We start from the raw sequence: 12,724 nt of genomic DNA on the forward strand, positions 1-12,724 counted from the left end.
CCCCCGGCGACCGTGGCGCGCCTACCCCGGTACCTGCGGGCGCTGGAGGCCGTCGCTGCGGAGGGCGGCGTGCTCACGTCGTCCGACGAGCTCGCCGCGCGCGTCGGCGTGACGCCGGCGCAGCTGCGCAAGGACCTCTCGTTCCTCGGCTCCTACGGCGTGCGTGGCGTCGGGTACGACGTGGCGCACCTGCGCGAGCAGGTGCGCGCGGCCCTGGGGCTCGCCGACGAGCGGCGGGTCGTGCTCGTCGGCGTGGGCAACCTCGGCCACGCGCTGGCCAACTACGCGGGCATCCCGGAGCGCGGCTTCGCCCTCGTCGCGCTGGTGGACGCGGACCCCCGGGTCGTGGGGACGACCGTGGCGGGGCTCGTCGTGCAGCCCGCCGACCGGCTCGCGGACGTGGTCGCGGAGACGGGGGCGACGATCGCCGTGCTGACGACGCCGGCCTCGGTCGCGCAGGACGTGTGCGACCGGCTGGTGGCGGCGGGTGTGGTCGGCGTCCTCACGTTCGCGCCCGCCGCGCTGCGCGTCCCGCCGCACGTCGACGTGCGCGCGGTGGACGTCGCCTCGGAGCTGCAGATCCTGGCGTTCCACGAGGCGCGCCGGGCCGCCGCGGGCGAGGCCTGAACCGGACGTGCCGCGGGCGAGCCCTGCACGGGACGCGCCGCGGGGGCGCGACCTGCCCGGTCGCGCCCCCGCGGGTGGTGCTGGTGCGTCAGCTGCTGCTGCGTCAGGCCTGCTTGATCGCGGAGACGTCGAGGTCGATCTTCACCTTGTCGCCCACGAGCACGCCGCCGGCCTCGAGGGCGGCGTTCCACGTGAGGCCGAAGTCCTTGCGCGAGATCGTCAGCGACGCCTCGAAGCCGATGCGCGTGTTGCCGAACGGGTCGACGGCCGAGCCGTTGAAGACGGTCTCGAGCTCGACCTGCCGCGTGACGCCGTGGACCGTCAGGTCGCCGACGATGACGTAGTCGGAGCCGGCCGGGCGCACGGCCGTCGAGGTGAACGTCCACTCGCCGTGCGTCCCGACGTCGAAGAAGTCGCCGCTCTGCAGGTGGCCGTCGCGGGTCGCGTCACCCGTGCTGACGGTCGACGGGTCGAGCGTGACGACGACGGAGGAGGACTCGAGGTCCTCGCCGACGGTCAGCGTCCCGGAGGTGACCGCGACGGTGCCGCGCACCTTGGAGATGCCGGCGTGGCGCACCGTGAACGACGCCTCCGTGTGCGAGGCGTCGACGGCCCAGGTGCCGGTGGGCAGGGTGGCGGGGAGAGCGGTCATGGGGACCTCCGTAGGTCGTTGAAACATCAAGTACCGATTGGTTGAGATTACTACTACACTCGCGGCCTGCTGGCAAGAGGATCGCACCCGCGAGGGCCGCACCCACGAGGACCGCGCCGCCGGCGCGAGGGGAGACGACGTGAGCACCGGCACCGCCGACGACCCCGGGACCACCGACCCGGTCCGCTGGCTCACCGACGAGCAGCAGCAGCACTGGCGCGCCTGGCGCGACGGCACCGCGCTGCTGCTCGACGCCCTCGGCCACGAGCTCGACGCGCAGAGCGGCCTGTCCCTCGCCGAGTACGAGGTGCTCGTCCGGCTGTCCGAGGCGCCCGGCCGGACGCTGCGCATGTCGGAGCTCGCGGGCGACCTCGCGCACTCGCGCAGCCGCCTCACCCACACCGCGGCGCGCCTCGAGCGCGCCGGCATCGTGCGGCGCGAGCCGGCGCGCTGCGACGCGCGCGGCGTCAACTGCGTCCTGACCGACCACGGCTGGGACGTCCTGGTCGCCGCGGCGCCCGGGCACGTCGCGTCCGTGCGGGCCCACCTCGTGGACCGGCTCACCGACGCCCAGCTCGCCGCGCTCGGCGACGCGATGCGCGTGGTCGTCGACCACCTCCGGTCCCCGGCGTGCACGCAGGCGCGCGCGGAGGCCGAGGGGCCGGTCCCGGCCGTCTGACCGCGCCCCAGGGGCAGGGGCGACGTGGCGCAGCGCACGTCGCGCGGACCCGGTGCACCCAGGAGCGTTTGCGACACTGTGCACATGGTCGACACGACGGTGCACCTGATGCGGCACGGCGAGGTCCACAACCCCGCCGGCGTGCTCTACGGGCGTCTGCCGGGGTACCACCTGTCCGACCGCGGCGCCGCGATGGCCGACCTGGTCGCCCGCACGCTCGCGGGCGACGAGGGCGCACCGCGCCGCGACGTCGTCACCGTCGTCGCGTCCCCGCTGCAGCGCGCGCAGGAGACGGCGGCGCCCATCGCCGCGGCCTTCGGCCTCGACGTCGTCACCGACGAGCGCCTGCTCGAGGCCGAGAACCACTTCCAGGGCAAGACGTTCGGCGTCGGCGACGGCTCGCTGCGCCACCCCGAGCACTGGCCGTACCTGCGCAACCCCTTCCGCCCGTCCTGGGGGGAGCCGTACACCGCCCAGGTCGACCGCGTCACGGCCGCCGTGCACGCCGCGCGTGACGCCGCGCGCGGCCACGAGGCCGTCCTCGTCAGCCACCAGCTGCCGATCTGGGTCACCCGGCTCGCGCTCGAGGGCCGCCGGCTGTGGCACGACCCCCGCCGGCGCCAGTGCGCGCTCGCGTCCCTCACCACGCTCCGCTTCTCCGGGGACCGGCTCGTCGGGATCGGGTACTCCGAGCCCGCCGCGTCGCTGCTGCCCGGCGCCTCGCAGGTCGCGGGGGCCTGACGTGCGCCGGCCCGCCGCCCGCCACGGCGCCGCCCGCCACGGCGCGGGACGCCTCGCGGTGTCGGCCGTGCTGGCCCCCGTGCTCGGCCTCGCGCTGCTCGCGGGCTGCTCGGCCGGCGGCGACGACGCGGCGGCTCCGGCCGACGTCGTCGGCCAGGGCTACCAGTCCGGCGACGGGTCGACGACGACGTGGCCCGCGGGCGACCGCGGCGAGCCGCTCGCGCTCACCGGCACCGACTACGAGGGCGGCGCGCAGGACGTCACCGCCTGGCGCGGCGACGTCGTCGTGCTCAACACCTGGTACGCCGCGTGCCCGCCGTGCCGTGCCGAGGCGCCCGACCTCGTGTCCGTGAGCCAGGACTACGCCGACCGGGGTGTGCACGTGCTCGGCATCAACGTGCGGGACGCCGGGGGCGCCGCGCAGGCGTTCCAGCGCGAGTTCGAGATCCCGTACCCCAGCATCGCGGACACCGAGGGCGCCGCCGTCGCGGCGCTGCAGGGCGTCGTCCCGGTGGGCGCCGTGCCCACCACCGTGCTGCTCGACCGCGAGGGCCGCGTCGCCGCCCGCGTGCTCGGCCTGGCCGACGGGTCGACGCTGCGCGCCCTCGTCGACGACCTGCTCGCCGAGGGCGGCGGGACGGGCACGGCGGCGCCGTGACCGCTGCCGCCGACCTGGGTGCCGCCGTCGCGAGCGGCTCGCTGCTGCTCGCGGTCCCCGTGGCCCTGCTCGCCGGGGTCGTCGCCTTCGCCTCGCCGTGCGTGCTGCCGCTCGTCCCCGGGTACCTCGGCCTGCTCGGCGGGCTCGCGGGCGCGCCGGCGGGGACGGGTGACGCCGGGCGGCGGCGCGTGCTGGGCGCGGTCGACGCGACCGGCGTCGTCGGCATCGGTCGCGGTGGGGCCGCACCGGCCGGCCCCGTCCGCGCGGTCCCCGCTGCGCCCGTCCCCGACGCCGTCCCCGTGGACGCCGACCGGGGCGCACGCCGCCGCGTGCTGCTGGGCGTCACCCTCTTCGTGGCCGGGTTCTCCCTCGTGTTCGTCGCGTTCGGCGCGCTCGCGGGCTCCCTCGGCGGCCTGCTGTGGCAGTGGCAGGACCCGGTGAGCCGCGTGCTCGGCGCCGTCACCGTCGTCATGGGGCTCGCGTTCCTCGGCCTCGTGCCGTTCGCGCAGGGGGAGCGGCGGGTGCGCCTCGCGCCCCGCGCCGGACTGTGGGGCGCACCGCTGCTCGGCGTCGCGTTCGGCATCGGCTGGACGCCGTGCATCGGCCCGACGCTCGCCGCCATCCTCACGCTGTCGCTGACGGGCGGGTCGGCCGGTCGCGGCGCGCTCCTCGCGGCGGTGTTCTGCGTCGGCCTCGGCCTGCCGTTCGTCCTCGTGGCGCTCGGCCTGCAGCGTTCGGACCGCCTCCTCGCGTGGCTGCGCCGGCACCGGCTCGCGGTGCGCCGCGTCGGCGGCGGCGTGCTCGTCGTCCTGGGCCTCGCGCTGCTCACGGGCGTGTGGGGCACGTGGTCCGCCTGGCTCCAGGGCGCCCTGACGGGCGCCGACCCCTTCGTCCCGGTGCTGTGAGGCCGACGTGGTGACCTACCGCCCCGAGGGGCTCGACGACGCGTTCACGCCGACCGACGGCGACGTCACGGGCGCGTCCGGCGCGCCCCGGCCCGGCGCGCCCGACGCCGGCCTGCCCGCCCTCGGCCTCGTCGGCTGGCTGCGCTGGGCCTGGCGGCAGCTCACGAGCATGCGCGTCGCCCTGCTGCTGCTCATGCTGCTCGCCGTGGCGGCGGTCCCCGGGACGGTGTTCCCGCAGCGGCCGCAGGACCCGGCGGCCGTCGTCGAGTACCTCGACGCGCACCCGTCCGCCGGTGCCTGGCTCGACCGGCTGGGGTTCTTCGACGTCTACGCGTCGGTGTGGTTCAGCGCGATCTACCTGCTGCTGTTCGCCTCGCTGGTCGGCTGCATCCTGCCGCGCACGCGCGTCCACCTCGCCGCGCTGCGCGGCCGCCCGCCGCGCACCCCGCGCCGCCTGGCCCGGTTCCCCGCACGCGGCGAGGGCGCGTCGACGGACGCCCCCCGGGCGGTGGCCGAGCGCACCGCGCGGGTGCTGCGGCGTGGCCCCTCGTGGCTGCCGTTCGTCCCGTCGTACCGCGTCGACGTGCACGACGAGGGCGCCGGCACGTGGTCCGTCTCCGCGGAGCGCGGCTACCTGCGCGAGACCGGCAACCTGCTCTTCCACCTCGCGCTCGTGGGCCTGCTGGTCAGCGTCGCGACGGGGGAGATGCTGCACTTCCGCGGGCAGGCCATCGTCGTGCAGGGCACCGGCTTCGCGAACGTGCAGGCCGGCTACGACACGTTCGAGCGCGGCGCCGCCTTCGACCCGGCGGACCTCGACCCCTTCACGCTCCGCCTGGACGACTTCGAGTCGCGGTTCGACCCCGACACGCTGCAGTCCCGCGACTTCACCGCGTACGTCACGGTGACCGAGCCGGGCGAGGCCCCGCAGGAGCGGACCATCAAGGTGAACCACCCGCTCACCGCGGGCGGCGCCAAGATCTACCTGCAGGGCAACGGCTACGCGCCGCAGGTCACCGTCCGCGACGCCGCGGGCGAGGTCGCGTTCGCCGGCGCCGTGCCGTTCCTGCCCGAGGACGAGGTCTACACGTCGCGCGGCGTCATCAAGGTCCCCGACGTCTCCGGCGGGCAGGACCAGGTCGGCCTCGTCGGCTACCTGCTGCCCACCGCGGAGGAGTGGGTGCCCGGCTGGTGGCGCTCGTCGGACCCGCAGCCGACGGACCCGCTGCTCGTGCTGTCGGTGTGGCGGGGGAACCTGGGCCTCGACACCGGCGTGCCGCAGAACGTCTACCGGCTCGACGAGTCCCGCATGGAGAAGGTCACCGACGACGCCGGCCAGGACCTGACGGTGTACGCCCGCCCCGGCGAGACCGTCGAGCTGCCGGACGGCCTCGGCACCCTGACGTTCGAGGACCTGCCGCGGTTCGTCGCGCTCGACCTGCGCCACGACCCCGCGCTGCTCGGCGTCCTGGTGTTCTCGCTGCTCGCGTTCGCCGGGCTCACGGTGTCCCTGTTCGCGCCCCGGCGGCGCCTGTGGCTGCGGCTCGCACCCGCGGGTGCCGGCACGGGCGCCGGTACAGTGGTCGACGCCGCGGGGCTCGCCCGAGGGGACGACGTGGGGCTGCAGCCCGAGCTCGACCGCGTGCTCGCCGAGGTGCTCGGCCCGGCACCGACCGACCGACCGGCGCCACGACCGGCGGACCGATCGGCCGACGCGACCGCGGACCCGCCGGTCGCCCCGCAGCACGGCGGCACCGACCGCGACGACGAGGCGCCCACCGCGGCGCCCGCACCTGGAGGCGTGTGATGGACCAGACGGCCCTGGCGCAGGTCAGCGACCTGCTCGTGTGGGGCGCGGCCACCGCGTTCACGCTCGCGCTCGTGGCGTGGACGATCGAGATGTCGCGCGTCGCGGAGGCTGCCCAGCGCGGCCGTGCGTCCCGGGCGCAGCAGCTCGACGCCGCGGGCGGCGCCCCCGTCGACGTGCCGGCCGACGCCTCGCACCCCGCGGCCCCCGCACCGCGCCGGACCCGCGCCGAGGGGATCGCGCGCAGCACCACGGGCCTCGGTCTGCTCCTCCTGCTGGCCGGCGTCGTCACGCGCGGCCTGGCGGCGGGCCGCTGGCCCACCGCCAACATGTACGAGTTCGCGATCGTCGGCGTCCTCGTCGCGGTCGCCGTCCTCACGGTCGTGCAGCGCCGCCGCACCGTCGCGTTCCTCGCGGTGCTCGTCATGGGCATCGCCGTGCTGGGGCTCGCGGTCGCGCTGCTCGTCTTCCACGTGCAGGCGGACGAGGTGCAGCCCGCGCTCGACAGCTACTGGCTCGTCCTGCACGTCGGCGTCGCGATCGCGGCGACCGGCGTCTTCACGGTCGCGTTCGCCGCGGCCGTCCTGCAGGTCCTGCGGGACTCGCGCGCGTCCGGACGCTCCCACCTCGAGCGCCCGTGGCGGGCCGCCGACGGCCTGCGCCGGTGGCTCGCGCCGCTGCGCGTCACGGGTCCGCGCTTCGCGTGGCTCGAGCAGGTGCCGGACGCCCGCCGCCTCGAGGCGCAGTCGTTCCGGCTCAACGCCATCGGCTTCGTCCTGTGGACGTTCACGCTCATCGGTGGCGCGATCTGGGCCGAGCACGCGTGGGGGCGCTACTGGGGCTGGGACCCCAAGGAGGTCGGCACGTTCGTCGCGTGGGTGGTCTACGCGGCCTACCTGCACGCGCGCACGACGCGCGGCTGGAGCGGGCGCCGTGCCGCGTACTTCGTCTACGTCGGGTACGCGGTCGTGATCGCCAACTTCACCGTCATCAACCTGCTGGTCGACGGCAAGCACTCGTACTCCGGGCTCTGACCCGTCGGTCCCCCCTGTGCCGGCCCGCCGGTCAGGTCGGGGTGGGGTCACCGCCCCCGGTGCCGCCGTCGGCACCGTCCGCGTCGGCGTGGCCGCCGGCCTCGCGCTGGCGCCGGCGCCGTTCCTCGTCCAGCCGGCGCAGGAAGTCGGGGTCGTCGTCGGGCGCCACGGGCCGCGAGGGACGCGAGCGCGGGCCGGGCCCTGCGCCGTCCCCGGCGCGTCGCAGCAGCAGCCACGTCAGCGCGCCGACGACCGGCACGAGGACGACCACCGCGAGCCAGAGCAGCGCCGGCAGGCCGCGCCGGGTCCGCTCGTCGCTGCGCAGCACGTCGATCACGCAGTACACGGCGAGGCCGACGGCGACGAGGAGGAGCAGGTACCTGAGCACCCGTTCAGACTAGACGCGCCACGGGACTGCACCCGGCGGGCGCGGGGACCGGTCCCCGCGGACCGGACGCCGCGCTCGGCGACCTACCCTGGTGCCGTGCCGGTCCTCGTCTACTCCCTGCTGCGTCTCGCCCTCTTCGCCCTCGCGACCGCGGTGCTGTGGTGGGCGGGCATGCAGTCCTGGCTCGCGCCGCTGCTCGCCGCGTTCCTCGCGTGGGGCCTGTCCTACGTGCTGCTCGCGGGCCCGCGGGACGCCGCCGCGCTGCACCTCGCGCACCGCGCGCAGGAGCGCCGCGCCGGGCGCGCGCGCGGGCACGCCGCGGACGACGCGGCCGCCGAGGACGCCCAGGTCGACGCGGTGCGCCCGGACGCCGCCACCGACGAGCCCCCGCGCCGCGACCCGTCCTGACGTCCTCAGACCGCCAGACCGAGCCCGAGCAAGACGCCGAGCCCCAGCTCGAGCGCGCCCGTGCCCCCGAGCACGGGCACGAGCGCCCGGCCCCGCGCGCCGAGCAGCACGACGGCCGCCAGCACGGCCGCCGGCGGCAGCAGCACGAGCACGACCAGGCACCACGGCGAGGCGAACGCGCACACGACCGCGAGCAGCACGGGCAGCACGACGAGCACCGCGTAGACGCGCCGCGCCCGGTGCTCCCCGAGCCGCACGGCGAGGGTCCGCTTGCCGACGAGCGCGTCGGTCGGCACGTCGCGGAGGTTGTTCACCATGAGCAGCGCGCACGCCAGCAGGCCGATCGCGACCGCACCGACCCACGCGGGCCACGACAGGCGCCCGGCCTGCGTGTACGTCGTGCCGAGCACGGCGACGAGCCCGAAGAAGACGAAGACGCCCACCTCGCCGAGGCCGAGGTACCCGTAGGGCCGGCGCCCGCCGGTGTACGTCCACGCGGCGACGACCGCGAGGGCGCCGACCGCGAGCATCCACCACTCGCCCGTGAGCGCGACCAGCCACACGCCCAGCACGCCGGCGACGCCGAACGCGGCGAACGCCGCCGCCCGCACCTGGGCGGGCCGGGCGGTGCCGGACGCCGTCAGGCGCGCCGGGCCGACCCGGTCGACGTCGGTGCCGCGCACGCCGTCGGAGTAGTCGTTGGCGTAGTTCACCCCGACCTGCAGCGCGAGGGCCACGCCCGCGGCCAGCAGCGCGCGGCCGATCCGTGCGTCGCCGAGCTGGGCGGCGGCACCCGTGCCGACGAGGACGGGTGCGACCGCGGCGGGCAGCGTGCGGGGACGCGCACCGGCGACCCAGTCGGACGGCGTGGCCATCGTGCTCCTGCGGGTGGGCGGGCCGGTGGCCCGGGCGGACGGGGAGAGGGACGGGCGGACCGGGGCGCCGCCGGCCGGGATGCGGCGCGGTCAGCCGCCGGGGCCGGGGGAGCGCCGCGCCATGAGGGCCGTCGCCGTCCGGGCGACGGCCCGGCGGTCCGGCTTGCCCGGACCGCGCAGGGGGAGTGCGTCCACGACGAGCACCTGCCGGGGCGCGCTCGCCGGCCCGAGCACGGCCGCGACGGACGAGCGCAGCTCCGTCAGCGACGGCTGGGCACCGCCCTCGGTGACGACGACCGCGACGACCGACTGCCCCCAGTGCTGGTCGGGGACCCCCACCACGCAGACCTCGCGCACGAGCGGGTGGGCGGCGACGACAGTCTCGACGGCGAGGGGGTCGACCTTGACGCCGCCCGTGACCAGCACGTCGTCGAGCCGCCCGAGCACCTGCAGCAGCCCGCGGTCGAACCGGCCGCGGTCGGCGGTGCGCAGCCAGCGACGCCCCCCGACCTCGACGAACGTCGTCGCGTCGAGGTCCGGGCGCCCGAGGTAGCCCGCCGCGAGGACGGGGCCGGTCAGGGACACGCGCTCGGCGGCGTCGACGGCGATCTCGACGCCGTCGAGCGGCCGGCCGTCGTACACGCAGCCGCCGCACGTCTCGGTCATGCCGTAGGTCGTGACGACGCGGACCCCCGCCGCACGGGCCCGGGCCAGCAGCGTCGGGGACGACGCCGCACCGCCGACGAGCACGGCGTCGAGCGCGCGCGCCGCGGCGGTCGCGTCCTCGTCCTCGAGCACGCGGACGAGCTGCGTCGGCACGAGCGAGGTGTAGTGCGGGCCCTCGGCCGCGCGCAGGTGCGCGACCGCGGCGGTGAACAGGGCGGGCCGGAACGGCCCGTCGTCGAGCGTGGTCGGCTCCCGGCCCGCGAGCAGCGACCGGACGACGACCTGGAGGCCGGCGACGTGGTGGACCGGCAGCGCGAGCAGCCACGCGCCGTGCCCGCCGAGGCGGTCCGCCGTCGCGGCGGCGGACGCGCGCAGGGCGTCCGCGGTGAGCATGACGTCGCGCGGCTGCCCGGACGAGCCCGAGGTGCGCACGACGACGGCCACGTCCGCGGGGACGCGTGACGCGCCGCCCCTGCCGGCCCCGACCTGCGGGTCGAGCGCGCGGACGGCCGGCCCGTCGCCGGCGAGCGCCGCGGGCAGCGATGCCTGGAGGGACCCCGCGTGCGCGGGGACGTCGCGCAGCGGTCGGTCCACGGGCCCAGCCTAGGCCGGGGTGGCGGCCGTGACCTGCGCGCGGTCCGCCGTAGAGTGTCGGGCGGTCCGGTGCGCCCGCGTGGACCGGACCGTGGGCGGCGCAGGTGGCAGCACCGGGCGACCGCCCGACCGGCACGACGCGGCGACGGGCCGCCCGAGGATCGGAGCACGCATGGGACGCACGACGGCGACGGCACCGGTCCGACGGGGCACGCGGGCACGGGGTCGTGCTGCCCGGCCGCGCGCGGCGGCGCTGCTGACGGTCGCGCTGTCCCTCACCGTCGCGGCGTGCGGCACGCAGACCGCCGCCCCCGCGCCGCCGACCGAGACGCTGGCGCCCTCGATCGCCCCGGCGAAGGCGCCCGCGCCGGCTCCCGAGGTGCCGCCCACGTGGCCTCTGACGGGCGTCGCGGGCGAGCCCGACCCCCGCCCGGCGCTGGCCGTGAAGATCGAGAACACGGCGGTCGCGCGCCCGCAGTCGGGCCTCGAGCAGGCGGACGTCGTGTGGGAGACCGTCGTCGAGTTCGAGGTGTCGCGGCTGATCGCGGTCTACCACTCGCAGGTGCCCGACGAGGTCGGCCCGATCCGCTCGGTGCGGCCGATGGACCCGACCGTCCTGGCACCGACGCACGGCCTGCTCGTGTACTCCGGCGGCCAGCCCGGCATCCTCGACCTCGTCGCGCGCTCGGGCCTGCAGGAGGTGTCGCACGACGCGGGCGCCCCCGGCCTGTACCGCATCGGCGGACGCTCGGCGCCGCACAACGTCTACGGCAGCCCGGCCACGTGGTGGGGCATCGCCGAGGCGGGGCGCACGGCGCCGGCCGAGCAGTTCGCGTTCGCGCGCCGGCCCGAGCAGGCGGCGGCCGTCGTCGCGGGCACCCCGGCGTCCCGGCTCGCGTTCCGCCTGTCCGGGCAGTCGAACCCGTCCTGGACGTGGGACGAGGGCCGCGGCGCGTGGCTGCGGTACGAGGGCTCGTCGCCCGCGACGGCCGCGACGGGCGCGCAGCTGTCGGCCGTGAACGTCGTGGCGGTCACGGCCCCGCACCCGAACACGCAGTTCGGCGCGCAGGGCGGGGCCCCCGTGCCGACGTACGAGCTCGTCGGGGAGGGCGACGCCGTCGTGGCGACCGCCGGGCGCACGGTCGCGGTGCGCTGGCGCAAGGACGCCGAGGACCAGCCCCTACGTCTCTTCCACGCCGACGGCTCCGAGGCCCGCCTCGCACCGGGGAACACCTGGGTCGAGCTCGTGCCCGGCGGTTCCGGGTCGCTCACCGTCTCCTGACTCCCCGGACGGCGGCAGACCCCGGGCGGACGTCGGGTCGCGGGCGTCGTCCTCCGGGACGACGTGCGCACCCCCGCGGGCGCACCCGCCGAGGGTCGGGACGGGCCCGCAGGCCGACGCCGCGCGGCACCCGCCCGGCGGAGGCTGGGGGCATGGCCACCACCGCCCCGCACCGCTTCCCGTCCGCCCCGCGCATCGCCCCCCGCGGCCCCGGTCCGCGCGTCACGGTCCCCGAGGACCACTCCGTGCGCTCCGCCGTCGTGGTCGTGCTCTCCGGTCTCGTGCTCGTCGCCCTGCTCGTCGGGGGCGGCGCCGTCCTGGCGACGCTGGTCGACCTCGCGTCCTGGGCGACGCCGAGCTGACGCACCGCGCCGCGGGCCGGCGGCGGCCGTCAGTAGGCGTACGGGAAGCCCGACCAGTCGGGCTCGCGCCGCTGCAGGAACGCGTCGCGGCCCTCGACCGCCTCGTCCGTCATGTACGCCAGCCGCGTCGCCTCGCCCGCGAACACCTGCTGGCCCGCGAGGCCGTCGTCGGCCAGGTTGAACGCGAACTTGAGCATGCGGACGGCCTGCGGCGACTTCGTCGCGACGATCCGCGCGTACTCCAGGCCGGCGTCCTCGATCGCCGCGTGGTCGACCACGTCGTTGACGGCGCCCCACGCGTACGCCTGCTCGGCGGAGTACTCCCGCGCGAGGAAGAAGATCTCCCGGGCCCGCTTCTGCCCGACCTGGCGCGCGAGCAGCGCGGAGCCGTACCCGCCGTCGAACGACCCGACGTTCGCGTCGGTCTGCATGAACCGGGCGTGCTCGCGGCTCGCGATCGTCAGGTCGGCGACGACGTGCAGGGAGTGCCCGCCGCCGGCGGCCCAGCCGCCGACGAGGGCGACGACGACCTTCGGCATCGTGCGGATCAGCCGCTGCACCTCGAGGATGTGCAGCCGTCCGGCGCGCGCCGGGTCGATGGCCTCGGCGGTCTCGCCCTCGGCGTACCGGTAGCCGTCCCGCCCGCGGATGCGCTGGTCGCCGCCGGAGCAGAACGACCAGACGCCGTCCTTGGGGCTCGGCCCGTTGCCGGTGAGCAGCACCGTGCCGACGTCGGAGGTGGTGCGGGCGTGGTCGAGGACCGCGTACAGCTCGTCGACCGTGTGCGGGCGGAACGCGTTGCGCACCTCCGGCCGGTCGAACGCGACGCGCACCACCGGCAGGTCACGGGCCGTCGCGCCGGCGGCCGCCTCGGCCGGCGTCGGGCGCGCGTGGCCGCGGTGGTAGGTGATGTCGGTGAGGTGCTCGAACCCCTCGACGGTGCGCCAGCGGGCGGGGTCGAAGGTGTCGGAGACGCGTGCCGGCAGGGGGGCCGGTCCGGCAGGTGCTGTCACCCGGTCACCCTAGCCGCGCCCCGCCCCGCGTCC

15 protein-coding genes are annotated in these 12,724 nt (G+C 77.1%); 10 read left to right on the forward strand and 5 right to left on the reverse strand.

From position 1 onward, the window contains the following. The first annotated feature begins 12 nt into the window (after positions 1–12). The gene (locus E5225_RS03965) at positions 13–627 is read left to right on the forward strand and encodes a redox-sensing transcriptional repressor Rex (RefSeq protein WP_243738157.1); all 615 of its coding nucleotides are present in this window, start codon (positions 13–15) and stop codon (positions 625–627) included. Positions 628–730: 103 nt separating this feature from the next. Here the strand turns inward: E5225_RS03965 and E5225_RS03970 are convergent, their stop codons facing one another. Then, the gene (locus tag E5225_RS03970; protein ID WP_135972930.1) at positions 731–1,279 is read right to left on the reverse strand and encodes a YceI family protein; all 549 of its coding nucleotides are present in this window, start codon (positions 1,277–1,279) and stop codon (positions 731–733) included. 139 nt (positions 1,280–1,418) lie between these two features. Between E5225_RS03970 and E5225_RS03975 the strand changes: the two genes are divergently transcribed. The 6 genes from E5225_RS03975 (at position 1,419) to ccsB (ending at position 7,103) form a co-directional block, all read left to right on the forward strand. Next, entirely contained in the window at positions 1,419–1,958 is a 540-nt protein-coding gene (locus E5225_RS03975; RefSeq protein ID WP_135972929.1) for a MarR family winged helix-turn-helix transcriptional regulator, read from the forward strand. Between the two features lie 84 nt (positions 1,959–2,042). Then, positions 2,043–2,699 carry a histidine phosphatase family protein gene (locus E5225_RS03980; protein WP_135972928.1) on the forward strand — a complete coding sequence of 219 codons (657 nt, stop codon included), beginning with the start codon at positions 2,043–2,045 and terminating at the stop codon, positions 2,697–2,699. Between the two features lies 1 nt (position 2,700). Beyond that, positions 2,701–3,357, forward strand: a complete 657-nt coding sequence (locus tag E5225_RS03985) for a TlpA family protein disulfide reductase (protein ID WP_424945126.1) — start codon at positions 2,701–2,703, stop codon at positions 3,355–3,357. Further along, positions 3,354–4,262 (forward strand): cytochrome c biogenesis CcdA family protein, encoded by a 909-nt coding sequence (locus E5225_RS03990; RefSeq protein WP_279536530.1) that lies wholly within the window; start codon positions 3,354–3,356, stop codon positions 4,260–4,262. The genes E5225_RS03985 and E5225_RS03990 overlap by 4 nt, the downstream gene beginning before the upstream one ends. A gap of 7 nt (positions 4,263–4,269) precedes the next feature. Continuing rightward, positions 4,270–6,069 carry a cytochrome c biogenesis protein ResB gene (gene resB / locus E5225_RS03995; protein ID WP_135972927.1) on the forward strand — a complete coding sequence of 600 codons (1,800 nt, stop codon included), beginning with the start codon at positions 4,270–4,272 and terminating at the stop codon, positions 6,067–6,069. Continuing rightward, entirely contained in the window at positions 6,069–7,103 is a 1,035-nt protein-coding gene (ccsB, locus tag E5225_RS04000; RefSeq protein ID WP_135972926.1) for a c-type cytochrome biogenesis protein CcsB, read from the forward strand. The genes resB and ccsB overlap by 1 nt, the downstream gene beginning before the upstream one ends. A gap of 31 nt (positions 7,104–7,134) precedes the next feature. Here ccsB and E5225_RS04005 read toward each other — a convergent pair whose 3' ends face one another. Further along, positions 7,135–7,491: a PLDc N-terminal domain-containing protein gene (locus tag E5225_RS04005; RefSeq protein WP_135972925.1), complete on the reverse strand. Its 357-nt coding sequence runs from the start codon at positions 7,489–7,491 to the stop codon at positions 7,135–7,137. A gap of 96 nt (positions 7,492–7,587) precedes the next feature. On the opposite strand from E5225_RS04005, the gene E5225_RS04010 reads away from it, so the two are divergent. Beyond that, positions 7,588–7,899 carry a DUF4229 domain-containing protein gene (locus E5225_RS04010; RefSeq protein ID WP_135972924.1) on the forward strand — a complete coding sequence of 104 codons (312 nt, stop codon included), beginning with the start codon at positions 7,588–7,590 and terminating at the stop codon, positions 7,897–7,899. 5 nt (positions 7,900–7,904) lie between these two features. On the opposite strand, the gene E5225_RS04015 is transcribed toward E5225_RS04010, so the two are convergent. Then, on the reverse strand, positions 7,905–8,774 hold the full coding sequence (locus E5225_RS04015) for a 1,4-dihydroxy-2-naphthoate polyprenyltransferase (RefSeq protein WP_135972923.1): 870 nt from the start codon (positions 8,772–8,774) through the stop codon (positions 7,905–7,907). A gap of 90 nt (positions 8,775–8,864) precedes the next feature. Continuing rightward, positions 8,865–10,034 (reverse strand): o-succinylbenzoate--CoA ligase, encoded by a 1,170-nt coding sequence (gene menE, locus E5225_RS04020; protein WP_135972922.1) that lies wholly within the window; start codon positions 10,032–10,034, stop codon positions 8,865–8,867. Positions 10,035–10,206: 172 nt separating this feature from the next. On the opposite strand from menE, the gene E5225_RS04025 reads away from it, so the two are divergent. Continuing rightward, positions 10,207–11,316: a DUF3048 domain-containing protein gene (locus E5225_RS04025; RefSeq protein WP_135972921.1), complete on the forward strand. Its 1,110-nt coding sequence runs from the start codon at positions 10,207–10,209 to the stop codon at positions 11,314–11,316. A gap of 152 nt (positions 11,317–11,468) precedes the next feature. Then, entirely contained in the window at positions 11,469–11,678 is a 210-nt protein-coding gene (locus E5225_RS04030; protein WP_135972920.1) for a hypothetical protein, read from the forward strand. 29 nt (positions 11,679–11,707) lie between these two features. Here E5225_RS04030 and E5225_RS04035 read toward each other — a convergent pair whose 3' ends face one another. Beyond that, positions 11,708–12,691 carry a 1,4-dihydroxy-2-naphthoyl-CoA synthase gene (locus tag E5225_RS04035; protein ID WP_135972919.1) on the reverse strand — a complete coding sequence of 328 codons (984 nt, stop codon included), beginning with the start codon at positions 12,689–12,691 and terminating at the stop codon, positions 11,708–11,710. Between the last annotated feature and the right edge of the window lie 33 nt (positions 12,692–12,724).

It is taken from the genome of Cellulomonas shaoxiangyii (genome assembly GCF_004798685.1).
GTDB lineage: Bacteria > Actinomycetota > Actinomycetes > Actinomycetales > Cellulomonadaceae > Cellulomonas > Cellulomonas shaoxiangyii.